Source organism: Kitasatospora sp. NPDC057015 (genome assembly GCF_042673745.1).
In the GTDB taxonomy this organism is placed as follows: Bacteria; Actinomycetota; Actinomycetes; order Streptomycetales; family Streptomycetaceae; genus Kitasatospora.
Genome location: NZ_JBHUSG010000007.1, coordinates 4,567 through 30,103, shown reverse-complemented (window position 1 = coordinate 30,103; position 25,537 = coordinate 4,567). Strand labels below are relative to the sequence as shown.

At 73.0% G+C, this 25,537-nt stretch carries 20 protein-coding genes and 1 tRNA gene; 11 read left to right on the top strand and 10 right to left on the bottom strand.

The features are described 5' to 3' along the window. Positions 1–113: 113 nt before the first annotated feature. Entirely contained in the window at positions 114–2,930 is a 2,817-nt protein-coding gene (locus ACFTWP_RS09025) for a SpoIIE family protein phosphatase (protein ID WP_380263587.1), read from the top strand. A gap of 100 nt (positions 2,931–3,030) precedes the next feature. Here ACFTWP_RS09025 and ACFTWP_RS09020 read toward each other — a convergent pair whose 3' ends face one another. Then, positions 3,031–3,708, bottom strand: a complete 678-nt coding sequence (locus ACFTWP_RS09020) for a hypothetical protein (protein ID WP_380263586.1) — start codon at positions 3,706–3,708, stop codon at positions 3,031–3,033. Positions 3,709–3,997: 289 nt separating this feature from the next. Continuing rightward, on the bottom strand, positions 3,998–5,773 hold the full coding sequence (locus ACFTWP_RS09015) for a phosphatidylglycerol lysyltransferase domain-containing protein (protein ID WP_380263884.1): 1,776 nt from the start codon (positions 5,771–5,773) through the stop codon (positions 3,998–4,000). Positions 5,774–6,144: 371 nt separating this feature from the next. Between ACFTWP_RS09015 and ACFTWP_RS09010 the strand changes: the two genes are divergently transcribed. After that, a complete protein-coding gene (locus ACFTWP_RS09010; RefSeq protein WP_380263585.1) occupies positions 6,145–6,816 on the top strand; it encodes a response regulator in 672 nt (223 codons plus the stop codon). Beyond that, positions 6,813–7,994: a sensor histidine kinase gene (locus tag ACFTWP_RS09005; protein ID WP_380263584.1), complete on the top strand. Its 1,182-nt coding sequence runs from the start codon at positions 6,813–6,815 to the stop codon at positions 7,992–7,994. Before ACFTWP_RS09010 ends, ACFTWP_RS09005 begins: the two co-directional genes overlap by 4 nt. A 171-nt stretch (positions 7,995–8,165) precedes the next feature. Here the strand turns inward: ACFTWP_RS09005 and ACFTWP_RS09000 are convergent. Beyond that, positions 8,166–8,249, bottom strand: a tRNA-Leu gene (locus tag ACFTWP_RS09000). Positions 8,250–8,723: 474 nt separating this feature from the next. On the opposite strand from ACFTWP_RS09000, the gene ACFTWP_RS08995 reads away from it, so the two are divergent. The 6 genes from ACFTWP_RS08995 (at position 8,724) to pknB (ending at position 17,539) form a co-directional block, all read left to right on the top strand. After that, entirely contained in the window at positions 8,724–9,608 is an 885-nt protein-coding gene (locus ACFTWP_RS08995) for an FhaA domain-containing protein (protein ID WP_380263583.1), read from the top strand. Between the two features lie 13 nt (positions 9,609–9,621). Then, complete coding sequence (locus ACFTWP_RS08990; RefSeq protein ID WP_380263582.1) at positions 9,622–10,152, top strand: FHA domain-containing protein; 531 nt, start codon at positions 9,622–9,624, stop codon at positions 10,150–10,152. A gap of 290 nt (positions 10,153–10,442) precedes the next feature. After that, the gene (locus tag ACFTWP_RS08985) at positions 10,443–12,035 is read left to right on the top strand and encodes a PP2C family protein-serine/threonine phosphatase (protein ID WP_380263581.1); all 1,593 of its coding nucleotides are present in this window, start codon (positions 10,443–10,445) and stop codon (positions 12,033–12,035) included. A gap of 235 nt (positions 12,036–12,270) precedes the next feature. Beyond that, the gene (locus tag ACFTWP_RS08980; RefSeq protein WP_380263883.1) at positions 12,271–13,635 is read left to right on the top strand and encodes an FtsW/RodA/SpoVE family cell cycle protein; all 1,365 of its coding nucleotides are present in this window, start codon (positions 12,271–12,273) and stop codon (positions 13,633–13,635) included. Positions 13,636–13,721: 86 nt separating this feature from the next. Then, on the top strand, positions 13,722–15,179 hold the full coding sequence (locus ACFTWP_RS08975; protein WP_380263580.1) for a peptidoglycan D,D-transpeptidase FtsI family protein: 1,458 nt from the start codon (positions 13,722–13,724) through the stop codon (positions 15,177–15,179). 260 nt (positions 15,180–15,439) lie between these two features. Next, on the top strand, positions 15,440–17,539 hold the full coding sequence (pknB, locus tag ACFTWP_RS08970) for a Stk1 family PASTA domain-containing Ser/Thr kinase (protein ID WP_380263579.1): 2,100 nt from the start codon (positions 15,440–15,442) through the stop codon (positions 17,537–17,539). Positions 17,540–17,728: 189 nt separating this feature from the next. Here pknB and ACFTWP_RS08965 read toward each other — a convergent pair whose 3' ends face one another. From ACFTWP_RS08965 to ACFTWP_RS08945, 5 genes are all read right to left on the bottom strand, one after another. Then, the gene (locus ACFTWP_RS08965) at positions 17,729–18,514 is read right to left on the bottom strand and encodes a class E sortase (RefSeq protein WP_380263578.1); all 786 of its coding nucleotides are present in this window, start codon (positions 18,512–18,514) and stop codon (positions 17,729–17,731) included. Between the two features lie 48 nt (positions 18,515–18,562). After that, the gene (locus tag ACFTWP_RS08960) at positions 18,563–19,630 is read right to left on the bottom strand and encodes a class E sortase (RefSeq protein ID WP_380263577.1); all 1,068 of its coding nucleotides are present in this window, start codon (positions 19,628–19,630) and stop codon (positions 18,563–18,565) included. Positions 19,631–19,634: 4 nt separating this feature from the next. Then, positions 19,635–20,297, bottom strand: a complete 663-nt coding sequence (locus tag ACFTWP_RS08955) for an aminodeoxychorismate/anthranilate synthase component II (RefSeq protein WP_380263576.1) — start codon at positions 20,295–20,297, stop codon at positions 19,635–19,637. A gap of 57 nt (positions 20,298–20,354) precedes the next feature. Beyond that, positions 20,355–20,531, bottom strand: coding sequence for a hypothetical protein (locus tag ACFTWP_RS08950; RefSeq protein WP_380263575.1), 177 nt, complete (start codon positions 20,529–20,531; stop codon positions 20,355–20,357). 158 nt (positions 20,532–20,689) lie between these two features. Further along, the gene (locus ACFTWP_RS08945; protein WP_380263574.1) at positions 20,690–21,445 is read right to left on the bottom strand and encodes a DUF881 domain-containing protein; all 756 of its coding nucleotides are present in this window, start codon (positions 21,443–21,445) and stop codon (positions 20,690–20,692) included. Positions 21,446–21,658: 213 nt separating this feature from the next. Between ACFTWP_RS08945 and crgA the strand changes: the two genes are divergently transcribed. Then, the gene (gene crgA, locus ACFTWP_RS08940) at positions 21,659–21,913 is read left to right on the top strand and encodes a cell division protein CrgA (protein WP_073929226.1); all 255 of its coding nucleotides are present in this window, start codon (positions 21,659–21,661) and stop codon (positions 21,911–21,913) included. A gap of 618 nt (positions 21,914–22,531) precedes the next feature. On the opposite strand, the gene ACFTWP_RS08935 is transcribed toward crgA, so the two are convergent. Both ACFTWP_RS08935 and ACFTWP_RS08930 read right to left on the bottom strand, forming a co-directional pair. Then, entirely contained in the window at positions 22,532–23,542 is a 1,011-nt protein-coding gene (locus ACFTWP_RS08935) for a rhomboid family intramembrane serine protease (protein ID WP_380263573.1), read from the bottom strand. Positions 23,543–23,628: 86 nt separating this feature from the next. Further along, complete coding sequence (locus tag ACFTWP_RS08930; protein WP_380263572.1) at positions 23,629–24,153, bottom strand: peptidylprolyl isomerase; 525 nt, start codon at positions 24,151–24,153, stop codon at positions 23,629–23,631. Between the two features lie 281 nt (positions 24,154–24,434). Here ACFTWP_RS08930 and ACFTWP_RS08925 point away from each other — a divergent pair, with 281 nt between their 5' ends. Beyond that, complete coding sequence (locus ACFTWP_RS08925) at positions 24,435–25,382, top strand: DUF5324 family protein (protein ID WP_380263571.1); 948 nt, start codon at positions 24,435–24,437, stop codon at positions 25,380–25,382. The last annotated feature ends 155 nt before the right edge of the window (positions 25,383–25,537 follow it).

Below are 25,537 nucleotides of genomic sequence, written 5' to 3'. Positions count from 1 at the left end.
CGCTATCAGTCCAGACCCTCTCCGTGCTTCGCTGGAAAGCGGCAGAGCACGCCGCCCCCCATACAGAGCGGCCACCCTCAGGCGCGGCGGCCAGGCGGGAGCAGACCGAATCCATGGTGGACGAGCCCGACTCCACACCGACTCCGGATGTCGCCCCGGCCGCCCACGGCGGCTCGACCGACCGGGGCGACTCACCGCCGGGAGTGACAGCCCTCCTGCGGCTCGCCGCCGTGCTGGTCGACGAGGACGGCCGGATCGTCCACTGGAATCGCGCGGCCGAGGAACTGTTCGGGCACCGCGCCGAGGTGGCGCACGGCCGGACCGCCTCCGGCCTGCTGCCCGCGTTCGAACCGCGCACCGGCCCGCACGCCCTGTCCGACGGCGCCCGGCAGCCGGCCGGCCGCCGCTGCGACGCCTTCGACACCCTGGACGACCTCACCCAGCTGGACACCGCGTGGGCCGGTCCGATGGCCGTCACCGACCGCGAGGAGCGGCTGCGGGACATCCTCTGGTGGGCGTACCCGCTGATCGAGCCGGCCGGCCGGAGCCTGCTGGCGCTGGCCGCGGACGCCCGCCCGCTGCGGACGGCCGGGCCGCGGATCGCGCTCGGCACCCGCCTGCTGCCGTACACCGCCGGCGCGGGCACCCACGGCGGCTTCCACCGCCTCACCTCCACCTTCGGCCCGCCCGGACAGAGCGCGGCCGGCCCGCTCGCCGGCCTGCTGCCCACCGGGTCACCGGAGCGGGTCGGCCGGCTGCTGGCCCAACTGGGCCGGGCCGGCCTGCCCTGCCTGTGGGTGGACGCCGCGACCACCCTGCCGGTCCTGCCGTACGAGCCGCCGGCCACCGGCACCGCCCGCGCGGCCGCCGGGCTCGGCCGGCGCTACCCCACCGCGCAGCAGCGGGCCGCGCGCCTCGGTTCCGGCCGCCCGCCCGACCAGTCCGCCGGACGCCGGGCCGACGGGGGCGCCGTGGGCCACCAGGTGGCCGCCCGCGGCGCCGCGCTCGGCCTGCGGGTGCTGCCGTCGAACGGCCCCGGCCCGGCCGACACCGGATCCGGCGGCGGCCTGCCCGGACAACGCGAGGCCACCGCACCGGCCACCGCCACCGCCAGCTCCGAAGGAGGAGTCACCATCGAGCAGGCCGCCGTCGAGCCCTCCGTCAACGGCCACCGCCCCGGTGGGGCCGACACCGCCACCGTGCCCGCCCCGGCCGGGGCCCCGCCGGCCGACCAGCTCCTCCCGATCCTGACCGACGGCCAGGCCGGTGAGCAGCTGGCGCTGCTGGCCGAAGTCGGCGGCAAGGTCGGCACCACGCTGGACCTGCACGCCACCGCGCGCGAGCTCTGCCAGGTCCTCGTCCCCCGGGTCGCCGACTTCGCCTGCGTCGACCTGCTGGACGGGCTGATCTCCGAATCGGAACTGCCCGCCGCCCGGCCGGACGACGAGACCATGCTCCGCCGGGTCGCCCGGACCTTCAACGACGCCCCCGGCGAGTGGGACCACGTCCTGGAGGAGGGCGCGCTGCGCGCGATGCCGCGCAGCACCCCGCCCGGCATGGCCCTCCAGCTCAACCAGCCGGTGCTCGTCCCGGTGGTCAGCGCGGACGTCGCCGTGGACTACGCCGCCTCGCTGGGCGGCGCCGGACTGGCCTCCGTGGTGGCCGGCCGCTCCATGCTGGTGGTGCCGCTGTCCGCCCGGGGCACCGTGCTCGGCATCCTCAAGCTGCTCCGGCTGCCCGACCGCGCCCCCTTCGACGAGAGCGACGCGGCCACCCTGAAGGAGCTGGCCGCCCGGGCCGCGCTGTCGCTGGACAACGCCCGGCTGCACCGGGCCGAATCCCGGGTGGCCACCACCCTGCAGCGCTCGATGATCCCGACCCGCCCGCCGCGGATCCCCGGCGTGCAGATCGCCCACCGGTACCTGCCCGGCGACCCCCGGGCCGAGGTCGGCGGCGACTGGTTCGACGCGATCCAGCTGCCCGGCAGCCGGGTCGCCCTGGTGGTCGGCGACGTGATGGGCCACGGCCTGCACTCGGCCGCCGCGATGGGCCGCTTCCGCACCGCGATGCAGACCCTGGCCGCCCTGGACCTGCCGCCCGGCCAGCTGCTGCGCCATCTGGACAACCTGGCCCACAAGCTGGGCGACGACCACCTCGCCACCTGCCTGTACGCGGTCTACGACCCGATCAACCGCACCTGCGAGCTGGCCAGCGCCGGCCACGTCCCGCCGGTGCTGGTGCACCCGGACGGCACCGGCGAACTGCTGGAGATCCCGGCCGGAGCCCCGATCGGGGTCGGCGGCGTGCCCTTCGTCGCCAAGAAGATCGACGTCTCGGACGGTTCGATGCTGGTGCTCTGCACGGACGGCCTGGTGGAGGTCCGGGGCAGCGACATAGGAGCCGGGCTGGCCGCGCTCTGCGGCAACCTCATCGACCCCAAGCAGACCCCGGAACAGGCCTGCGACGTGGTGCTGGAGCGGCTGCACTCGGACGACCGCAAGGACGACGTGGCCCTCCTGGTCGCCCGCTTCGACGGGGTGGCCCCCACCGAGGTGGCGACCTGGGACCTCGCGGTGGACACCGCCGAGGTGCGCCGGGCCCGGACCCTCGTCCGCGAGCAGCTCGCCGCCTGGCACCTGGAGGCGCTCGCGGACACCACCGAGCTGCTGGTCAGCGAGCTGGTCACGAACGCCGTGCGGGTCGCCAGGGACAGGGTGCGGCTGCAGCTGATCCGGGTGGACAAGCTGCTGGTGGAGGTCAGCGACGACAACCACAACCTGCCGTCGCTGGAGCCCGCCGAGGAGCTCGGCGAGACCGGCCGCGGGCTGCACCTGGTGACCAAGCTGGCCGAGCGCTGGGGCTCGGCCCGCAAGGCCGTCGGCAAGGTGGTCTGGTTCGAGCAGCCGCTGCCCCGTACCGTCCGCGACTGAGGCCTGCGGGCAGATCGGGCGGCCCGCCCGGCCCGACAGTCCTGCCCGCCCGGCCCGCCCGATCTGCCCGCGGGGGCTGTCGGGCGGGTGCCCGGGGCGGTCAGGGGATGACGGCCGCGCCGCGCCGACGGGCCTCCGCGGCCCGCGCGGCGGTGGCGATCGCGGTGGCGGCGACCACCCCGGCCAGCACCCGCGGCCAGAAGCCCCCGAACACCTCGACCGAGGCGGCGATCAGCATCGCCGCCATCAGGGCCACCACGTGCTCCAGCCCGGCCAGGTTGGGCAGGACGACGGCCTCGCCGACCATCAGCACCAGGACGGTGCCCCCGGTGAACCAGGCCCGGCAGCGGAACGCGATGCAGATCGCCAGGCCGACCACGGCGGCCGACGGGCCGGTGTCCCGCACGTGCGCGACCCACCGCGGGAACCCGAACAGGTGGTCGGGCCCGACCGCCACCGCCACCCGCGCGAACAACGTCCCGGCCAGGGTGCAGCTGTAGGCGACGACCAGGGTCAGCCGGCGGCCCAGTACGATCTCGGCCAACCCGAAGACCAGGAATACCTGGGCCAGCGCGCCCCAGACCGGCAGGTCGAGCGCCGGGACGTACAGCGACAGCGGGGTGCGCAGCAACGAGACCTCCAGCGGCAGCGACGCCCGCACCACCCCGATGCTGGTGACGAACCGCTCCCCGCCCGGCAGGTGCTGCACCACGCTGAACAGCAGGATCAGGAAGGTCGCGGCGGTCGCCAGCGGGACGGCTGCGAACTTCCGATCCACCAGTCGTTCTCGAACCGCGCCGACCAGCGGCCCCCACTCTGCGACAACGGCCCGCCGGACGAATGCCAGCGGTCCTTTTCGCACGCCCCCCGCGTGGGTTGTCTGATTCACGGCCTTCTCTCCGATTCCGATGCTCCCCGAAAGCTCTACCACCACTCAACATTAGAAGGCGGTCAGGGAATCCTCATCGGCAATTCTGTCGATTCCGCGTCATCCTCAGGTGGGAGAACAGGGGCCGAAACACCGTCAATCGGGTGATTCGGCTTCCCTCCGCCCCCCGGCGGAGGGACTACCCCTTCCCAGTCCGTTCCGCCGTCGGCACCCGCGGCCCCGCCACTGCGGGACGGGCGTGTCGGCGACGGAACAGAGCGGGCAGACTCGGTGCGGTGATGAAACCCTCGGCGCGCGCGCTGGCGATGCCGATCCGCGGGATCTCGCTGCTCTTCTCGAACAGCAGATACCGGGGCTCCCAGATAGGTCGGTACTTCGCGTTCGCCCGGTAGAGCGATTCGATCTGCCACCAGCGGGAGAAGAAGCCCAGCACGGAGCGCCACAACCGCAGCACCGGGCCGGCCCCCAGTTTCGAACCGCGCTCGAAGACCGACCGGAACATCGCGAAGTTCAGCGACACCCGTTCCAGTTCGACCTCCTCGGCGCGCTGCAGGAGTTCGATCACCATGAACTCCATCAGGCCGTTCTCGGTGTCCCGGGCGCGGCGCATGAGATCCAGCGACAGGCCCTTGTCGCCCCACGGCACGAAACTCAGCAGGGCCTTCAGCTCGCCCTCGCCGTCATGGCACTCCAGCATCACGCAGCGCCCGTCGTCCGGATCGCCCAGCCGGCCCAGCGCCATCGAGAACCCGCGCTCGGTGGCACCGTCGCGCCACTGGTCGGCCCGCTCGACGAGCTCCGCCATCTCGCACTCCGGCACGTCCTCGTGCCGCCGGATCCGCACCGTGTACCCGGCCCGCTTGACCCGGTTGTACGCCTGGCGCACCACCCGCATCGCCCGACCGTCCAGGGAGAACTCGTCCAGCTCGACGATCGCCTCGTCGCCGAGTTCCAGGGCGTCCAGCCCGTGCCGGGCGTAGATCACCCCGGCCTCCTCCGAGGCGCCCATCACGGCCGGCGCCCAGGCGTGCTCGCGCGCCTCGGTCAGCCAGGCGTCGATCGCCCCCGGCCAGGCCTCCGGATCGCCGATCGGGTCGCCCGAGGCCAGTGACACGCCGCCGACCACCCGGTAGGTGACCGCCGCCTTGCCGCTGGGGGAGAAGACCACGGCCTTGTCCCGGCGCAGCGCGAAGTAGCCCAGCGAGTCCCGCTCGCCCTGCCGGTCGAGCAGGTCGCGCAGGCGCTGCTCGTCCTCGGCGGTGAGCAGCTCCTTGTCCTTCGGGCTGCGGAAGGCCACGTAGATCACCAGCAGGAAGAGCGCCGCGCTCATGGTGTTGATGACGGCGTTCACCCAGGTCGGCACCGAGATCACCGAGTCGAGGTGCTGGGACGGGGCGATCGTGACCATCCGGCCCAGCGCGTACCGGTAGAGGTCCCAGGTGTCGGCGCCGGTGAGGCTGTTGTTCAGCCACACCAGGACCGCGCCGACCCCGGCGCCGGCCAGCAGCCCGGCGACGAAGGTGGCCGCCGCGGTCTTCGGGTTGGAGCTGTCCCCCTTGGAGGTGAACTCCTTGCGCCCGACCAGCAGGGCCAGGATGAACAGCCCGGTCAGCGTGATGGAGAACCAGTTGAACGGGTGGCGGGCGTAGTCGTACCCGTCCTCCGGCGGCCACGCCATCAGCAGCACGTAGACCAGGAAGGTCAGCCCGCCGAGCGCGATGTTGAAGATCCACGCGGCCCGCTTGCGGCGCCGCATCGCGACCGCGAGGAAGACCGAGAGGACCACCGAGCCCAGGCCCGCGGTCAGCAGGAACGGGGTGAAGAACTCGCCCTCGTTGTGGTCCTGCACCTGGTCGCGGAAGGGCACCGCGAGCACGGTCACCAGGTTGAGGAGGGCGAGCAGCCGCAGGTACCAGACGGTCGCCGCGGCGGCCCGCGGGCGCCAGCGCGCCAGAAGCCCGGTCCGGTCCCCGGCTGGCGCTGCGGCGGACGGCTCCGGCTTCACAGTGGACGACACAGCTCTATTCCAAACGATCAGGTGATGGGGCGCATCCGCGAGAGCGGACCACGGCCGACGGCGCCGGCCCTGCCCGCGCGGGGCCGTCCTCGCCGGCGCGGCCTCGCCCGGCCCACACCCGCAGGGGCCGCTGATTCCATGGTTGCTCACCCCGGATGAGAATTTCGTGAACCGGGCAGCGGATTCACACCCCCGCCGAACGGCGGGGGTGGCCGCCCCGGAGCAGGTACCCGGCACCTCCGCGCGGGCCCTAGGCTCGAACCGGCCGCAGCACTGCGACCCCGACGCGCCCGAACCGAGGAGGGACCATGGCGACGACCCGTGTACTGATCGTGGACGACGAGATCCTGGTCCGCTCGGGCCTCAGCCTGATCGTCGGATCCGCCCCCGACCTGGAGGTGGTCGGCGACTGCTCCGGCGGCCGGGCCGAGGAGGAGGTGCAGCGGCTCCGTCCGCACGTCGTCCTGCTCGACATCCGGATGCCCGACCTCGACGGCATCTCGGTGCTGCGCCGGCTGCGGGCCCTGCCGGAGCCGCCGGCCGTGGCCATGCTCACCACCTTCGACACCGACGAGTACATCGGCACCGCGCTGAAGGCCGGCGCGGCCGGGTTCCTGCTCAAGGACACCGCGCCCGAGCAGCTGGTGCACGCCGTCCGCGTCCTGGCGGCCGGCGGCAACATCCTCTCCCCCACCGTCACCCGCACGGTGATCGGCGGCTACGTCGACGGCGGGGGGCCCGACGCCGGCGCCACCGCGCTGGCCCGCACTCTCACCGGGCGGGAGCTGGACGTGCTGGCCCTGCTGGGCGAGGGCCTGTCCAACGCGGAGATCGCCGACCGGCTGTTCCTCGGCACCGGCACCGTCAAGGACCACATCAGCGCGATCCTGGGCAAGCTCGGCACCGTCAACCGGGTCCAGGCCGCCGTGGTCGCGCACCGCGCCGGCCTGGTGAAACCGCAGCCGCGCGGCAACGGATGACCACCGACCGCCCCCGCCGGCGAACCCGGTCGGGCCCGCCCTGGGCGGGCCCGTGGCTGCGCTCGCCCTGGCTGACGCTCCTGCTGCCGGTGCTGTTCTCGCTGGTGGACGCCGCCCTGGTGGCCCGCAACTCCTCCTGGTGGGAGAACGGCCTCTCGGTGCTGGCGGCGGCGGCACTGCTGCTGCGCCGGCGCCACCCGCTGACCGTCCTGCTGCTGACGCTGCCCGGGACCTTCCTGAACTACATCTGGATCGCGCCCGTCACCGCCGTGTACTCGGTCGCGGCGCACCGGGCGCGCGCCTGGGAGACCTCGCTCGCGGCGACCGTCTTCGCGCTGGTCGAGTTCTTCCACTGGCCGCTCTCCGACCATCCGCTGGCCCTCGACCGGGACAACGCCCTGTACGCGATCCAGTGCGTGATGCTCGCCGGCGGCCCGGCCGCGCTCGGCCTGCTGTCCCGGACCAGGAGGGAACTGGCGACCCGGCTGGACGAGCTGACCCGGGGGCAGGAGCGGGAGAGCCGGCTGCTGGCCGAGCGGGTCCTGGTCAGCGAGCGCGGCCGGCTCGCCCGCGAGATGCACGACGTGGTCTCGCACCAGGTCAGCCTGATCAGCATCCAGGCCGGCGCGCTGCAGGTCAGCAGCGCGGACCCGGCCGCGGTGGCGACCGCCAGGACCATCCGCGAGCTGTCGGTGCGGACCCTGGAGGAGCTGCGCCAGATGGTCGGCGTGCTGCGGGCCTCCGGGGTCCGGCGGGACGTCCCACTGGCGCCGCAGCCCCGGCTGGCCGACCTGTGCCGGCTCATCCGGGAGAGCGGACTGGCCGCCGACACCGAGGTCAGCCCCGGCGAGCTGCCCTGGCCGGAGGCCGTCGAGCGGGCCGCCTACCGCACGGTGCAGGAGGCGCTCACCAACATCAGCAAGCACGCGCCGGACGCCGCCGTGGAGGTCCGGGTACTGGCCCGCGGCGCCCGGCTGCGGGTCGAGGTGCGCAACGGCCCGCCGCCGGTCCCCCCGGGCCGGGCCGAGAGCCCCGCCGAAGGCCTCCCGGGCGGCGGCCACGGCCTCGTCGGCCTGCGCGAGCGCGCCCAGCTCCTCGGCGGCACCCTGACCGCCCGCCCGACCCCGGAGGGCGGCTTCGAGGTCCTCGCCGACCTCCCCGCGGCCGCCCGGGACTGAGCTGCCTTTCTGGGCGCCCGCTCGCCCCTTCAGCTCGGGGCGCGGCCGTTCGACGCCGGAGTCGGAGCGGCGGGGCGACGCGAGCCCGAAGGGGGCCGAGCCTGAGGGGTCCGGGCGGGGTGGGTAATACAAGAAAACCCCGCAGATCCGAAGATCTGCGGGGTTTCGCTGTGCGCGAGGGGGGAGTTGAACCCCCACGCCCTTTCGGGCACTGGAACCTGAATCCAGCGCGTCTGCCTATTCCGCCACCCGCGCATGGGTGTTGTCGTAGATGCTATCCGATCCTCCGACCCGCTCCGCACCGTCTCCGGTGTTTCGCTGGCCTTCGGTCCGGCTGCCTTGCGGCCGCCCCTTCCGACATGGAAAACATTAGCACGCCCCTGGGGCTACCTCCGAATCCCTTTCCTCCGACCACCCCGGCACCACCCGTCGAAGCCCTCCGGACACCCCGCGCGGTGGTCGCGGGGACGGCCGACCGCATCCGAACGGCTGCCCCGCGAACAGGCGAGCGAGGGGTGAGCGGGCCTTCGGCCGGGTAGCCCTGCCTTGCCGGACGCCGGGCGCGGGGCGGTGTGCGCGAGCCCACCCCCGGGTACGACGCGGTCCGGGAACCGTACGGATCGCCCGGGCGTGGATACGATCAGTACGGAAGTACCGCAAGTAGGCGCGACCGGTTCAGCGCGAACCGGTCCGCGGACAAGCGACCGAACCCTTGGAAGGGGGTGCCCCGTGGGAGTCCTGAAGAAGTTCGAACAGCGGCTCGAGGGTCTCGTGAACGGCACCTTCGCCAAGGTGTTCAAGTCCGAGGTCCAGCCCGTGGAGATCGCCGGCGCTCTTCAGCGCGAGTGCGACAACAACGCGACCATCTGGAACCGCGACCGGACGGTCGTCCCCAACGACTTCATCGTGGAGCTCAGCCCGCACGACCACGAGCGGCTCAGCCCGTACTCCGGGCAGCTCGGCCAGGAGCTGGCCGGCATGGTCCGCGAGTACGCCGAGGCGCAGCGGTACAGCTTCATGGGCCCGCTCCAGGTCAACCTGGAGAAGGCGGACGACCTCGACACCGGGCTGTACCGGGTACGCAGCCGCACGCTGGCCGCCGAGGAGCCGCAGCAGCACCAGCAGCCGGCCCCCGGCGGACAGCCGGGCTACGGCCGCCCGCCCGTGGCGGCCGCGCCCGGCGCACCGTGGCAGCAACCCGGCGCGGCCCCGTACGGCGCGCCCCAGCCGCCCGCCGCGCCCCCCGCGATGCCGCCGGGTCCGCCAGCGCACCAGCCGGCGCCGGGCGGCAACAACGTCCGGCCGTTCCCCGGTGCGGGGCACGGCGGCACGTCGGTCCGGCGGTGGATCGAGGTCAACGGGTCCCGCCACCAGATCACCGGGAACGCCTGCGTGCTCGGCCGCTCCACCGAGGCCGACGTGCGCATCGACGACCCCGGGGTGTCCCGCAAGCACGCCGAGATCCGCCCCGGCACCCCCTCGATGGTGCTCGACCTCGGGTCGACGAACGGCATCGTGGTGGACGGACAGCACACCCAGCGCGCTACGCTCCGCGACGGCTCGCGAATCGTCGTGGGCTCCACCACCATCGTCTACCGACAGGTCGAAGGGTAGAAGCGGGCCACTTATGTCAGAACTGACCCTGACGGTCATGCGGCTGGGTTTCCTCGCCGTGCTGTGGCTGTTCGTCATCGTCGCGGTCCAGGTGATCCGCAGCGACCTCTTCGGCACCAAGATCAATCCGCGCTCGTCCCGGCGGGCCGCCACCGCGCAGACGGGCCCCCCGCCGCCGGGGCGCCCGGCCCAGGGCGGCCAGGGCCAGGGGCAGCCGACCGCTCCCGCCCAGCCCTCGCGGCGCCGGGGCGCGCCCACCCAGCTGGTGGTGGTGCAGGGTTCGCTGGCCGGCACGACCGTGGCGCTGCAGGGCCAGACGATCACGCTCGGCCGGGCGCACGATTCCACGATCGTGCTGGACGACGACTACGCGTCCTCCCGTCATGCCAGGATCTACCCGGATCAGACTGGGCAGTGGACGGTCGAGGATCTAGGCTCCACCAACGGCACCTATCTGGACCGGCAGCGCCTCACGACGCCGACCCCGCTCCAGCCTGGCATGCCGATCCGTATCGGCCGGACCGTCATCGAACTGCGGAAGTAGCAAGCGCATGAGGGACAACCCGTCCATGAACAGCCGGGGCGGCAGCGGCATCGCCGTCGCGGCCGTGCGCGCCGGTTCCCGTGGAATCCGCCGCAGCTCCGACGACGCCCAGAGGGGGACACGGACCGCATGAGCGAGCGCAGCATCGGGGCTCACGCCGCCGGCCAGGCAGCCCGGGGGGACCGCCCCGCCAGCCGGCCGGGGGAGCGGCACCACCGGCCCGACGGCCGGCGGGCACCTGTGAGCCCCGCGCCCGGCGTGGACGTGGCCGAGCGAAGCGAGGCAGCGAAATGAGCCTCGTGCTGCGCTTCGCCGCCGGCTCCCACAAGGGCCTCATCCGGGAGGGGAACGAGGACTCCGGTTACGCCGGGCCGCGGCTGCTGGCCGTGGCCGACGGCATGGGCGGGGCGGCGGCCGGCGAGGTCGCCTCCTCCGAGGTCCTCGGCTCGATCGTCCGCCTGGACGAGGACGTGCCCGGCGCCGACCTGCTGACCCTGCTCGGCGACGCCGTCCAGGGCGCGAACGACCGCCTGCGCCAGATGGTGGAGGAGGACCCGCAGCTCGAAGGCATGGGCTGCACCCTCACCGCGATGCTCTGGACCGGGCAGCGGATGGGCATGGTGCACGTCGGCGACTCCCGCGCCTACCTGCTGCGGGACGGCTCGCTCACCCAGATCACCCAGGACCACACCTGGGTGCAGCGCCTGGTCGACGAGGGCCGGATCACGCCGGAGGAGGCCGAGACCCACCCGCAGCGCTCCCTGCTGATGCGCGCGCTGGACGGCCGCGGCCAGGTCGAGCCCGACCTGTCGATCCGCGAGGTCCGGGCCGGCGACCGCTACCTGATCTGCTCCGACGGCCTGTCCGGCCCGGTCAGCCACCAGACCCTGGAGGAGACGCTCGGGAGCTTCTACTCCCCCGAGCAGACCGTCCAGGAGCTGATCCAGCTCGCGCTGCGCGGCGGCGGCCCGGACAACATCACCTGCATCGTGGCGGACGTCATCGACGTGGGCGCCACCGACACCCTGAGCGGCCTGCGGGGCGACGTCCCCGTGGTGGTCGGCGCGGTCGCCGAGACCCCGCCCGCCTCGGCCGCCGACCAGTCGATCCTGAACACCCCCGCCGGGCGCGCGGCCGGCCTCGGCCGCCCCCCGCAGGGCGCCTTCGGCCCCGCCGAGGGCTACGAGAACGGCTACGGCGCGGCCCCCGGCGGCTTCGGCCCGGCCGAGGGCTACCAGGGCGGCTACGGCGCGTACGGCGACGGCCAGGCCGGCTACGCCGACGACGAGGACGTCCCCGTCCGCAAGGGCCGGTGGGCCAAGCGCTCGGTCATCGCGGTGGTCACGCTCGGGCTGCTGGCCGGTGCCGGGTACTTCGGCTGGCGCTGGACGCAGGACCAGTACTACGTCGGCGTCGACGGCGACCACGTCGCGGTCTACCAGGGCATCAACCAGAACCTGGCCGGGCTGAGCCTGTCCTCGGTGCACCAGTCGTTCGGCGACGTCCAGGTGAAGTTCCTGCCGACGGACCAGCGCACCCACGTCACCAACACGATCGCCGCGGTCAGCCTGAGCGACGCGAACGACAAGGTGAAGCAGCTCCAGGAGCAGGCCGCGGTCTGCCGGAAGGTCTCCGAGGGCGCCAAGCCCGCGCCGGGCACCGCCGGCGCCCCCGTCGAGATGCCGGCCGCCGCCCCGACGGCCACGCCCAGCAGCTCGCCGAGCGCCTCGCTGAACCACCCCGGGTCGAGCCCCACCCCGGCGACCGCCGCGGCCTCCCCCTCGGCGACGGCCACGGCCGCGCCGGCGGTGTCGCCGCAGGGCGACGTGCCGACCCTGACCGAGGAGGAGCAGAAGAAGGCCGCCTCCTGCCCGACGCCGTGACGGCGGGCAGACCCGGCCGCCCGGCCGCCGCGGTGGCGGCCGGGCACCGCAGACAGCACCAACCGAGCAGTCCCGGCTCCGCCGTACGCGGGCCCGCCAGCCGTCGGGGAGCGGCCACCACGTGAGCACCTATGACCTGAGCAGCGGCCCCAACAGCCAGTCCGGCGACCGTCCGCCCGCCCCCGGCGCGAGCGCCGACGCCGACCGCGGCGGTGCCCGGCGGCGGCGGGGCAACATCACCATCACCCCGCAGGGCACCCCGAACCGGCGCAACACCGAGCTGGCCCTGCTGGCCTTCGCGGTGCTGCTGCCCGTGCTCGCGTACGCCAACGTGGGCCTGGCAATCGACGGGAGCCTGCCGGCCGGCATGCTCGGCTACGGCCTGGGCATGGGGGCGCTGGCCCTGGTCGCGCACCTGGTGATGCGCCGCTGGGCGCCGTACGCCGACCCGCTGCTGCTGCCGCTGGCCACCCTGCTCAACGGGCTCGGCGTGGTGATGATCTGGCGGCTGGACAAGGCCGGCAAGCTGCTCTACAAGAACTACCCGGCGGCGCCCAACCAGCTGATGTGGTCGGGTCTGGGCATCGCCTTCTTCATCGTGGTGATGGTGTTCCTGAAGGACCACCGAGTCCTGCAGCGCTACACGTACATCTCGATGGCGGTGGCGCTGGTGCTGCTCGCCGCGCCCGCGTTCTTCCCGTCCCGGGAGGCCGACTTCGGCGCCAAGATCTGGATCCACCTCGGCCCGCTGTCCTTCCAGCCGGGCGAGTTCGCCAAGATCATCCTGACGGTGTTCTTCGCCGGCTACCTGATGGTCAAGCGGGACGCGCTGGCGCTGGCCAGCCGGCGGTTCATGGGGCTGTACCTGCCGCGCGGGCGCGACCTCGGCCCGATCATCGCGATCTGGCTGGTCAGCCTGCTGATCCTGATCTTCGAGAACGACCTCGGCTCGTCCTTCCTGTTCTTCGGCCTGTTCGTGGTGATGCTGTACGTCGCCACCGAGCGCACCAGCTGGATCGTCTTCGGCCTGCTGATGTCGATCGGCGGCGCGGTCGTGGTGGGCTCCACCGCGAGCCACGTGAAGACCCGGATCGACGCCTGGCTCGACCCGATGGCCGCCTTCGCCCCCGACCACCCCAAGGGCGCCAGCGACCAGATCGGCCAGGCCCTGTTCGCGATGGGATCCGGCGGGGCCACCGGCTCCGGGCTCGGCCAGGGCCGCTCCTACCTGATCGGCTTCGCCGCGAAGAGCGACTTCATCATCGGCTCCTTCGGCGAGGAGCTCGGGCTGACCGGCCTGATGGCGATCTTCATGGTCTACGGCCTGATCGTGCAGCGCGGCCTGCGCACCGCGATCGCCGCCCGCGACCCGTTCGGCAAGCTGTTCGCCGTCGGGCTGTCCTCCGCGCTCGCGCTGCAGGTGTTCGTGGTCGCCGGCGGGGTCACCGGACTGATCCCGCTGACCGGTATGACCATGCCCTTCATGGCCCAGGGCGGCTCGTCCGTGGTCGCCAACTGGGCCCTGATCGCCATCCTGCTGAAGATCAGCGACAGCGCCCGCCGCCCCGGGGTGGAACCGGCCCCCGCCACCGAGACGTGATGACCAGTGCGACTGACGCGACCGACTGACCGGCCGGGCACCCGGCGAACCGACACCACGACCGCGACGAGGAGGGGACCCGTCTCATGAACAAGCCCATTCGCCGGGTCTCGATCTTCTGCCTCGTGCTGATCCTGGCCCTGATGGTGCGCACCAACTGGGTGCAGGGGGTGCAGGCCGACAGCCTGGCCTCCAACAGCCACAACGACCGCAACAAGTACGACCGGTACGCCTACCCGCGCGGCAACATCATCGTCGACGGCGAGCGCGTCACCAGCTCCGACTTCGTCGACGGCCTGCGGTACAAGTACAAGCGCTCCTGGGTCAACGGCCCGCTGTACGCCCCCGTCACCGGGTACTCCTCGCAGTCCTTCGGCAGCAGCCAGCTGGAGTCCCTGGAGGACGGCTTCCTGGCCGGCACCGACGACCGGCTGTTCTTCCGCAACACCCTCGACATGCTCACCGGCAAGGAGAAGCAGGGCGGCGACGTGGTCACCACGATCAACGCCAAGGCCCAGAAGGCCGCCTTCGAGGGCCTGGGCAACAAGAAGGGCGCGGTCGTCGCCCTCGACCCGGCCACCGGCGCCATCCTCGCGCTGGTCTCCACGCCCTCGTACGACCCCGGCACCTTCGCGGGCGGCGGCGACGCCGACGCCAAGGCCTGGACCGACCTCAACGCCGACGCCAACAAGCCGATGCTGAACCGGGCGCTGCGCGAGACCTATCCGCCCGGCTCGACCTTCAAGCTGGTCACGGCCTCGGCCGCGTTCGAGAACAACGTCTTCCAGGGCGTCGACGACAAGACCGACACCCCGGACCCGTACACGCTGCCCGGGACCAGCACCGCGCTGAACAACGAGAGCGCCAACGAGCCCTGCGAGAACGCCACGCTCAAGACCGCCATGGACTACTCGTGCAACACCGTCTACGGCAAGATCGGCGCCGACCTCGGCCGCGACAAGATGCGCGAGCAGGCCGAGAAGTTCGGCTTCAACACCACCGTCGACACCCCGATCCGGGCCGTCCAGAGCTTCTACCCCAAGGGCTCCAGCCCGGACGGCACCGCACTGGACTCGATCGGCCAGCACGACACCCGGGCCACCCCGCTGCAGATGGCCATGGTCGCCTCGGCGATCGCCAACAACGGCTCGCTGATGCAGCCGTACCTGGTCGCCCAGGAGCGCTCGGCCAACCTGACCACCATCTCCCAGCACAGCGCCAAGCAGCTCGGCCAGGCGATCAGCCCGGCCACCGCGCAGAAGCTGCAGGACATGATGGTCAGCGTGGTGCAGAACGGCACCGGCAAGAACGCCCAGATCCCGGGCCTGACGGTCGGCGGCAAGACCGGGACCGCCCAGCACGGCGAGGGCAACACCGGCCTGCCGTTCGCCTGGTTCGTCTCCTACGCCAAGGGCGCGGACAACAAGTCGGTGGCGGTCGCCGTGGTCGTCGAGGACGGCTCCAACAACCGTGACGGGATCAGCGGCGGCCGGCTCGCCGCCCCGATCGCCAAGGCTGTGATGCAGGCAACGCTCGCCAAGTAGTGCGGCGCCCCGTGAGTGCGTGGATTGTCACATTCGGGAGGCCCGTTCCGATACCGGTCTGGTATCGGCCGACGGCCGACTCCGGTTGTGCCGGGCCGGACCGGTAGCGTATCCGCAAGCAGCGGGTGTGCCCGTTGCCGCCCGCGGGACGCCGTGGGGTCCGTGCCGCAGAACCACTGCGGCCCGGACGGCGTCACACAGAGCGTGCGGGGACACCTACGTCACATCCTCACCGGCCGGTGGGGGAGAGGGTCGGAACTATGGAAGAGCCTCGTCGCCTAGGCGGCAGGTACGAGCTCGGCGGCGTCCTCGGGCGCGGCGGCATGGCCGAGGTGTACCTCGCCCATGACACCAGGCTCGGCCGCTCCGTCGCAGTGAAGACGCTCCGGGCCGACATGGCCCGGGATCCGTCGTTCCAGGCCCGGTTCCGCCGCGAGGCACAGTCCGCGGCGTCACTCAACCACCCCGCCATCGTCGCCGTGTACGACACCGGCGAGGACTACATCGACAACATCTCCATCCCGTACATCGTGATGGAGTACGTCGAGGGCTCCACCCTGCGCGAACTGCTGCACTCCGGGCGCCGGCTGCTGCCCGAGCGCGCGCTGGAGATGACGATCGGCATCCTGCAGGCCCTGGAGTACTCGCACCGGGCCGGCATCGTGCACCGCGACATCAAGCCCGCCAACGTGATGCTCACCCGGCAGGGCAACGTCAAGGTCATGGACTTCGGCATCGCCCGCGCGATGGGCGACGCCGGCATGACGATGACCCAGACCTCGGCCGTCATCGGCACCGCCCAGTACCTCTCCCCCGAGCAGGCCAAGGGCGAGCAGGTCGACGCGCGGTCCGACATCTACTCCACCGGCTGCCTGCTGTACGAGCTGCTCGCCGTGCGCCCGCCGTTCGTCGGCGACTCGCCGGTCGCGGTGGCCTACCAGCACGTCCGCGAGGAGGCCCAGCCGCCGTCGGTCTACGACCCCGAGCTGCGGCCCGAGATCGACGCGATCGTGCTGAAGGCGCTCACCAAGGACCGCGACTACCGCTACCAGTCGGCCGACGAGATGCGCGACGACATCGAGCGCTTCCTGGACGGCCTGCCGGTCGCCGCGGCCCAGCAGGCCGCCTACGGCATGGACGCCGCCGGCGGGTACGGCTACGAGCAGAACGGCCAGTACGCCCAGCACGACCCGTACGGCCAGACCAACATGCTGCCGCAGCAGCCCGGCGGCGGCCCCACCACGGTGCTGCCCCAGGTCGGCTCCCCGCAGCAGGGCTACGGCCAGCAGGGCGGCTACCAGGACGACGGCTACCAGGGTGCCGGGGGCGGCAACGACGGGTACGACGACGGCTACGGCCGGGCCGCGCGGCGCGGTGAGCAGCCGCCGAAGAAGAGCAACACGTCCTGGATCGTGCTGGCCGTGGCGGCCGTGCTCGTCCTGGTCGGCACCTTCTTCGTCGCGCAGGCCATGTTCGGCGGCGGCAAGAAGGAGACCGCCAAGGTCACCGCACCCGTCCTGGTCGGCAAGAGCCTGGCCGACGCGAAGACGGCCGCGGCCGCGGCCGGCAGCAAGCTGGTGGTGACCGAGGGCGAGGTGGTGGCCTGCCCCGACACCAAGATCCAGAAGGCCCAGGTCTGCAACCAGGACCCGGTCGCCGGCACCCAGATGTCGGAGACCGGCACCATCACGGTGCGGCTGTCCTCCGGTCCGGCCAAGGCGACCGTCCCGGGCGTCGTCGGCAAGGCCAAGGACGTCGCGACCAAGGCCCTCCAGGACGCCGGCTTCGCCAACGTCACCACCGAGTACAAGGACGACGACACCGCCCCGCTCGACCAGGTGACCGTCCAGGACCCGGCGGCCAACAGCGCCGCCGACCCGGCCACCCCGATCAAGCTGACCATCTCCCAGGGCAAGTCCAAGATCGGCGTGCCCGGCGTGGTCGGCCAGCCGGTCGCGGTCGCCACCCAGACCCTGCAGGACGCGGGCTTCCAGGTCGACGCCAGCAAGACCGTCCCGTCCCCCGACCCCAGCAAGAACGGCACCGTCGCCTCGCAGTCGCCGACCGCCAACGGCAAGGCCCCCACGGGCACGAAGGTCGTCCTGACGGTCTACAAGACCCCGGACAAGATCCCGGTGCCCGGTGACCTCCAGGGCAAGACCGTGAAGGACGCGATGGCCCAGCTGAAGGCGGCCGGCCTGCAGTGGACCTTCGCCGGCGCCGGTGGCGACAACGACAACATCGTGGTCCGGTACAGCCCGGGCGCCAACGAGCTGGTCGACCCCAACACGCCGATCCAGCTGCAGACGATGCCCGGCCCCAAAGGGAACGACGGGACACCGTCCCCGAACCGGCCGTAGCGGCTGAACCGCCGACCGTACGGGCGGCAGCCCACAGGGGCCGCCGACGCCACCGGGCGTCGGCGGCCCCTGCGCGTCGGGGGTGCCCGGTGTCGGGGGCGCCCGGTGCCGGCGTTGCAGGGACGGGCAGGCGGGGAGGAGCGGGCGGAGGCGGCCCGAGCACCCCGCCCGGGCCCGCCCCGGGCAGCCCTACCGCAGTTCGGCCGGCGGCGTGCGGGCCGCGTCCACCGGGTCCACCCGCACCAGGCTGCCCCAGACCGCCATCCGGTAGCGCGAGGTGTAGACCGGCGTACAGGTCGTCAACGTGATGTAGCGCCCCGGCGAGTGATACGAGGACCCCTCGGGGACCGGCGCGACCACACCCGTGTCGTACTTGGAGGTCTCCGGCAGGAGCTCGTCCACCCGGTAGACGTACCAGCTGTCCCGGGTCTCCACCACGACGGCGTCGCCGGGCTTCAGCGCGTCCAGGTCGTGGAACTTCGCGCCGTGCCCGTCCCGGTGCGCGGCCAGCGCGAAGTTGCCCGCCGGATCCCACGGCATCGCCGATCGGTACGGCGTCTCGTAGACCCCGGCCACGCCCTCGGCCAGCGTGTCGGCGTCCGTCCCCATCCGGATCAGCACCTGGAAGCCCTTGCCCATGGCCGGCACGTGCAGGAACCCGACCCCGTCACCCGCCGCGTAGGCGGGGGCCGCCGCCGGGGCGGACGGCGGCGCCGACCAGGCGCTGCGCAGCTTGTCGGAGGCCAGGTCCGCGGTCCGGTCGGCCTGCACGTTGGTCCACCACAGGGAGTAGACGGCGAACAGCGCCAGCAGCAGACCGAAGGTGATCAGCAGCTCGCCGAACAGCCCGAGCGCCGCCATCGCGGGGCTGCGCCGGGCGGGCCGGCGCGCGGGCACGGCGCCCGGACCGTCCTCGGCACCGTCCTCGGGGTCGGCCGCAGAGGCGTCCAAGGGGTCGGTCGACTGCTGGCTCACGCTGTTCCGCCTCGCTGTGCTCGGGGCCCGCTGCCGGGCCGGCGCCGCCTACTGACCACCCGTCAGTGCGGCGGGCTTGCCCTCGCCGCGCGGCCGCTCCTCGACCATCTTGCCAAAGACGATCAGCCGGTACTTGGAGGTGAACTCCGGAGTGCAGGTGGTCAGCGTGATGTAGCGGTCGGGCTTGGTGTACCCGGCCCCCTTCGGGACGGGCTGGATCACCCCGACGTTCGACGGCGGCGTCTCCGGGATGCCGCTCGTCACCTCGTACGTGTAGTACGCGGTCGCGGTCTCCACCACGATCTTGTCGCCCTTGCTGAGCTTGTTGATGTAGCGGAACGGCTCGCCGTGGGTGTTGCGGTGCGCGGCCAGCGCGAAGTTGCCCGCCTTGTCGGCCGGCATCGCGGTGCCCGTGTAGTGGCCGACCAGCCCCTTGTCGAGCACCTGCGCCTTTCCGGTGCCCTCGGCGATCGGGACGTTCAGCCCGAGCTTGGGCAGGTGGATGATCGCGAAGCCCTTGCCCGGCTCGAACGCCTCCGGCGGCTTGTTCGGGTCCGGCGCCGGCCCGGCCGGGCCGGGCTGCGCCGCGGCGTCGAACTGGTGCTCCAGCTGGCTGCGCGCGCCGCTCGCGGCCGCGTCCGCCTGCACGTTGGTCCACCACAGCTGGTACGAGACGAAGAGCAGCATCACCAGGCCGAGCGTGATGCACAGTTCGCCGGCCATCCGGGCGGCCACCACCCCCACCGGCTCCTTGGCCCGTGGAAGGCCCGCCACGGCCCGCCCGCGGGCCCGCCGCCGTCCACTGCCGGAACGCACCGCCAGGCGCCCCTGGGCGGCCCGACGGCGCTCCGCGCGCCCGCCCGGCTGCGCGGGATCGCCGGCCGTCAACGCGGCCTCCGGGATCGTCCGCAGCTGCAGGGTCTGGTCGGCCAGCCACGGGTACTCGGGCATCTCCTCGGCCCGGTAGGGCTCGTAGACGCCCCAGCCGTCCGGCTCGGACCCCCCGCCGTACGAGTCGCCCCCGTACGGACCGCCGACGGACCCGTCGCCGGGCCCGTCGTCGCCGAAGGGGCCCGCCCCGGCCTGTGCGCGGCCCTCCGGGCGCACCGCCGTCACGACCTCAGCCCCGACCGATCACCGGCGCGAGGCCGGCCGAGCGGCCGACCGCCTCCGGATCACCGCACTGCGCCAGCCAGTTGGCCAGCATCCGGTGGCCGCCCTCGGTGAGCACCGACTCCGGGTGGAACTGCACGCCCTCCACCGGCAGCTCGCGGTGCCGCAGCCCCATGATCACGCCGCTCTCCGTCCGCGAGGTCACCACCAGCTCCTCCGGCACGGTCGCCGGATCGACCGCCAGCGAGTGGTAGCGGGTCGCGGTCAGCGGGGAGGGCAGGCCCTCGAAGACCCCGCCGTCCTCGTGCGTGACCAGCGAGGTCTTGCCGTGCAGCAGCTCGGGCGCCCGCCCGACCACCGCGCCGTACGCCACCGCGATCGACTGCAGGCCCAGGCAGACCCCGAACACCGGCAGCCCGGTGTCCGCGCAGTGGTGCACCATCTCGATGCAGACCCCGGCCTCCTCCGGCGCACCCGGCCCGGGCGACAGCAGCACGCCGTCGAAGCCCTCGGCGCCGGCCCGGCGGGTCGCGTGGCCGACCGTCACCTCGTCGTTGCGCACCACCTCGCAGGTGGCGCCCAGCTGGTAGAGGTACTGGACCAGGTTGAAGACGAAGCTGTCGTAGTTGTCCACGACCAGGATGCGGGGCGAGGTCGGCGAGGTGGTCATGCGCGCGCTACTCCGGTGGATGCGGGGGGCTGGGGGGGTGGGAGGCCTGAGTGCCGGTCAGCCGGCGCCGCCCTCCGGGCCGTCCACCGTGACGTCACCGAACGGCAGCAGCGGCTCCGCCCACGGGAAGACGTACTGGAACAGCACGTAGACCACCCCCAGGACGAGGAGCAGCGCGAGGATGGCCCGAACCAGGGTGTTCCCCGGCAGATGGCGCCAGATCCAGCCGTACATGGTGCTCCCTCGACGTAAAGGTTGGGCTCAAGACTAGACCGCGCACCGCACCGGGACGACGCCTATCGCGGGCCCGGGCCGACCCGCCCGCCGGGTGCCGGCCCGCCCCGGGGCGGCCCCGAGCCCGGAGGGCGCGCTCGCGCACCGGCCCGGGCCGGTCACTGGCCGCTCACCGACCGCAGGTCCACCGTGCCGGAGAACCCCGGCATGGACAGCTCGCCGCTCTCCTGGACCTTCCAGCCCAGCCCGTACGCCTGGACGTACTGCAGGTAGTTGCGGATCGTCGGATCCGTCTCCACCGCGCTCCGCAGGCCGTCCGTCCGGCCCACCGCCCTGATCACGTAGGGGGGCGAGTACACCCGCCCCTGCAGCAGCAGGGTGTTGCCCACGCAGCGCACCGCGCTGGTGGAGATCAGCCGCTGGTCCATCACCTGGATGCCCTCGGCCCCGCCCCGCCACAGCGCGTTCACCACCGCCTGGATGTCCTGCTGGTGGATCACCAGGTCGTTGACGCCGGGGGCGGGCACGCCCGGGATCCGCGCGGTCGCGTTCGGCGGCGCGTCGTTGAGCGTCACGGTCAGCCCCGGACCGGACAGCGGCTCCAGCGCCGACGCCCGCTGCAGGGCGTCCAGCCGGGCGGTGTCCGCCGGGCTGCCCTGCTGGGTGAGCTGTTCGGCCCGGTCCTGGAGCTCGGCGAGCTGCGCCTGCGCCTGCTGGTTCTGGGCGCTGCGCTGGCGTATGACGTCGCTCAGCCGCAACAGCGAGTCGTCGGTCCGCAGATCGGTGCCCCGGGCGGCGTGCGCGCTCACGTAGAACAGCAGTCCGGCGAGCACGAAGACGGCGCAGGTCAGGGCACGCCCGACAATTCGGGTGCCGCTCGCGCCGACGGGGGCAGGTTCAGGGGGAATCGACAAATTCGGCACCGTACCCTTATCTCCTTCGGACCCGCCGAACCACTACGCTAACGGACGCCGGTGGCATGTGCGGAGCCCCCGGCAGCTGTGCCCCCGGGCCCGCCCGGAGCATTCCTGCCGTACGGCACCCCGCACACCCGGTCCAGTCCCCACCGCCGCCCCGCCCCGCTGCACCCTGCGCGGTCTCACAGCGCATCGACAGGAGAGCTCCTCGTGCCGAAGTCTCGACTCCGCAAGAAGTCCGACTACACCCCGCCGCCGTCCACGACGACCGCGGTGAAGCTCAGCTCAGGCCGCAGCTGGGTCGCCCCGCTGATGCTGGCGCTGTTCCTGGTCGGCCTGGTGTGGATCGTCACCTACTACGTGACGAGCGGCAGCTACCCGGTGGAGAGCTGGCGCAACTGGAACATCCTGGTGGGCTTCGGCTTCATCGCGGCGGGCTTCGGCGTCTCCACGCAGTGGAAGTAGGCCTGCCGAGCTGAGCCGGCCCGGTACGGCCGCGCCCCGGTCGCGGTCGTACGCGCCCTGATCCGCTGCGCCCCGCACCGCTGCGCCCCGCACCGCTGCGGCCCGCACCGCCCGACCCGGCGCAGGGCCGTGCCGTTCCGCGCCGTGCCGCCCGTCCCGTCCTGCCCCGTGGTGAGCCGTGTCGTGCCCTGCCGCCGCTCGGCGGCTCCCGACCGCCCGGTCCGCCGGGCGGCGGTCCGGCCTGTCCGGGCACCGGCGCCGGTGGAGCACGGGAGGCCCGCTTCTCCCGGCGTACCGGTCACACCTTCCGCTTATCCACATGGTTATCCACACTGGGGAAAAGTCCCCCCGGCCTGTGGATAACTCACTGCCGCCCTGTGGCCGACAACACTCCCGGACACCCGACGGATCGGGGACAAGCGCAGCAGGACGCGCGTAGAGGCACGCTGTGCAAGCACCTGTGCGAAACACCTGTGCACAGCGCGCCGCCCGTTGTGGACAACGTCTGACCGGGCCTCAGGACACGGCCGCTCCCACCGGCCGCCCGGAGCCCCGTACACACCGGTCGGCCGGCCGCCGGACTCCCCCGCCGACCCCGCCGGCTGCTCCCCCGCCGGCTCAGGCGTTGAGCCGCGCCGTCTGCAGCACCACCGCGCCGACCACCAGTGCCAGCATCAGCACCACCGTCGCCGCCTGGACGAGGTCGCGGCGCCCGCGCGGCGCGTACATCAGCCCGAAGCCCATCGCCGCCCCGGCCAGCAGCCCGCCGACGTGCGCGCGCCAGTCGATCCCGGACACCGAGAAGGTGATCACCAGGTTGAACACCAGCAGGGCGATCACCGGACCGATCGGCGTCCTGGTCCGCAGGAACAGCACCACGGTCGCCCCGAACAGCCCGAAGATCGCCCCGGACGCGCCGAGCGAGTTCATGAAGTCCCCGGCGATCAGGTACGCGAACGCGCTGCCGGCCAGCCCCGAGACCAGGTAGAGCGCCAGGTAGCGGATCCGCCCCAGCGCCTGCTCCAGCATCGGCCCCATCCACCACAGCGCGAGCATGTTGGTCGCGATGTGCCAGATCTCCACGTGCAGGAAGGTCGCGGTGAGCAGCCGGTACCACTGGCTCGGCCCCTCGGCGACGCCGTACGAGTAGCCGTTGATCTGCGGCCCCACGCTGAGCAGCGAGAGCTCCCGTGCGAGCCGGTCCTTGAAGACGTAGGCGGCCAGCACGAAGACCACCAGGTTGATCCCGATCAGGATCTTGGTGACCAGCGCGCCGTCCCGCACCGGCTGCCCGCCGAAGGGCGTGGTGGCGCGCCTGGCCCCCCGGTCGGCACCGGACACGCAGTCCGGGCACTGGAAGCCCACCGAGGCGCTGACCATGCACTGCGGGCAGATCGGCCGCCCGCAGCGGGCGCAGGCGATGCCGGTCTCCCGCTCCGGGTGCCGGTAGCAGCCGGGCAGCGGGGCGTGCGCGGGTCCGGTCCGGTCGGGGCCGGTCCGGTCGGGGCCGTCGACGGGCGCCCCGGAAGGGTCCGTCGACCGGGGTACGCCCGCCGGCGGGCGGCGGTCGTCCGGAGCGGCCGGCTGCTGGGGCCGGTCCGCCGGCTGCTGGGGCTCGTCCGGGACCATCCGGGGTTTCCCTTCTCATGACCGATCCCGGTGGGCCTCCGCCGAACGGGGCACCACCGGGATCGCCAGGCTACTGCGGGTCCGGGTCAGCGGCGGGTGATCTCCACCGACTCGATCACGACGTCCTCGACCGGGCGGTCCTGCGCCTTGGTCTTCGTGGTCGAGATCTCCTGGACGACCTTCTTGCTGGCCTCGTCGGCGACCTCGCCGAAGATGGTGTGCTTGCCGGTCAGCCAGGTGGTCGGCGCCACGGTCACGAAGAACTGCGAGCCGTTGGTGGCCGGGCCCGAGTTGGCCATCGCCAGCAGGTACGGCTTGGTGAAGGCGAGGTCCGGGTGGAACTCGTCGGCGAAGCGGTAGCCCGGGCCGCCGGTGCCCAGCCCGAGCGGGTCGCCGCCCTGGATCATGAAGTCGGAGATCACGCGGTGGAACACGGTGCCGTCGTACAGCGGGGTCTTCGACTTCACGCCGGTACGCGGGTGGGTCCACTCGCGGCTGCCCTCGGCCAGCTCCACGAAGTTCGCCACCGTCTTCGGGGCGTGGTTCGGGAAGAGCTGGATCACGATGTCGCCGCGGTTGGTCTTGAGAGTGGCGAACAGTTCCTCGGCCACGAGTTGCCTTCCTGTCTACACGTCATTGACGCCTGAATCATCCCACGCCACGGCCCCGCGACGGTCGTACACCCGTACGAAACCGGGCCTTCGGTCGCGATCCCGCCCGCATCCGCCCGGGCGCCACCGCGGACCGCGCCGCCCGCCCCGCGCCCGCGGCGGCGCTCCCCCGCCCGCCCCGCTTACGGCCCATCCCGGCGTGCCGGTGGACACATCGGGATGCATGATCAGCTATCAGGTGGATATGTGCATAAGTGGACGCCACCGAGGAGGAGAGACTCGTGACCCGTTTGGACTCAGCTCGTGAAACGGCCGACAAGACGAAGGAGACCCTCGCGCCCTATGCCGCCACCGCGAAGGACACCGCGCTGCACTTCGCGGACGAGGCCAGGCAGCGGGTGGGGCCCGCCTGGGAGGCGATCGGCCCCAAGGTGGGCGAGACCGCCGAACGGGCACGGACCGGCGCCGCCCAGACCGTGCGCAATGCCCGGATCCAGTACGACAAGCACCTCGCCCCGCAGTTCGGCCAGGCCTTCGCACACCTGCCCCCCGAGGCGCAGCAGAACGCCCTCAAGGCCTTCCACCGGGCCCAGGAGGCCGCCCTGGCCGCCCGACTGTCGGCCGCGAAGGTCGCCGGGCAGACCAAGGCCACCATCGGCCCCAAGGTCGCGCAGGCCGTCGAGGACGCCCGCAGCACGGTCGTCCCGGTCGCCCAGGAGGCGCAGATCCGCGGCGCCGCCGCGCTCACCGCCCTGCAGGGCCACGTGACCGCCTCCGAGATCAGCGACCTGGCCGCCAAGAACGCCAGGAAGGAACAGCGCAACGGCTGGGCCACCGGCCTGGCGGTCGCCGGCACCCTCGCGGTCGGCAGCGGCGTCATCGCCTGGCAGTGGTGGCGGCGCCAGAGCAACCCCGAGTGGCTGATCGAGCCGCCGGCCGTCCAGGGCGCACCGAACACCGAGCGGGCCACGACCGACCCGTCGCTCACGGGCGCGCACGCGGCGAGCGGCAGCACGAGCAGCTCCGCCGCGGCGGGCGGAACGGCGAACGGCAGCCCCACCGGCGGAAGCACGGCGTCCCCGGTCAACGGCTCCGGGCCGACCGACGCCGCCGGCGCGCAGCCCGGCGGCTCGACCACCCCCAAGCCCGGCCCGACACCCCCGCCGCCCGGCAAGCCCGGCCCCGGGGACGACCACCCCAAGCCGCACGACCCGCGCAAGCCGCACTGACCCCCGGGCCGGACGGCGGCACCCCCGGCACCCGGGGAGCCGCCGGGCGACGGGCCCGCGAGCACCCGGCTGCGCGGGCCCGGGGCGCCCCCCGGGGCCCCGCAACGACGAATCGGGCGCGGACCGGGGGTGATGGGCCGCGGCGGTGAGCGGCG

Coding starts and splice junctions, on each gene's coding strand:
- ACFTWP_RS09025 (WP_380263587.1), top strand. CDS start 114: ATGGTGGACGAGCCCGACTCCACACCGACTCCGGATGTCGCCCCGGCC.
- ACFTWP_RS09010 (WP_380263585.1), top strand. CDS start 6,145: ATGGCGACGACCCGTGTACTGATCGTGGACGACGAGATCCTGGTCCGC.
- ACFTWP_RS09005 (WP_380263584.1), top strand. CDS start 6,813: ATGACCACCGACCGCCCCCGCCGGCGAACCCGGTCGGGCCCGCCCTGG.
- ACFTWP_RS08990 (WP_380263582.1), top strand. CDS start 9,622: ATGTCAGAACTGACCCTGACGGTCATGCGGCTGGGTTTCCTCGCCGTG.
- ACFTWP_RS08985 (WP_380263581.1), top strand. CDS start 10,443: ATGAGCCTCGTGCTGCGCTTCGCCGCCGGCTCCCACAAGGGCCTCATC.
- ACFTWP_RS08975 (WP_380263580.1), top strand. CDS start 13,722: ATGAACAAGCCCATTCGCCGGGTCTCGATCTTCTGCCTCGTGCTGATC.
- pknB (WP_380263579.1), top strand. CDS start 15,440: ATGGAAGAGCCTCGTCGCCTAGGCGGCAGGTACGAGCTCGGCGGCGTC.
- ACFTWP_RS08955 (WP_380263576.1), bottom strand. CDS start 20,297: ATGACCACCTCGCCGACCTCGCCCCGCATCCTGGTCGTGGACAACTAC.
- ACFTWP_RS08950 (WP_380263575.1), bottom strand. CDS start 20,531: ATGTACGGCTGGATCTGGCGCCATCTGCCGGGGAACACCCTGGTTCGG.
- ACFTWP_RS08935 (WP_380263573.1), bottom strand. CDS start 23,542: ATGGTCCCGGACGAGCCCCAGCAGCCGGCGGACCGGCCCCAGCAGCCG.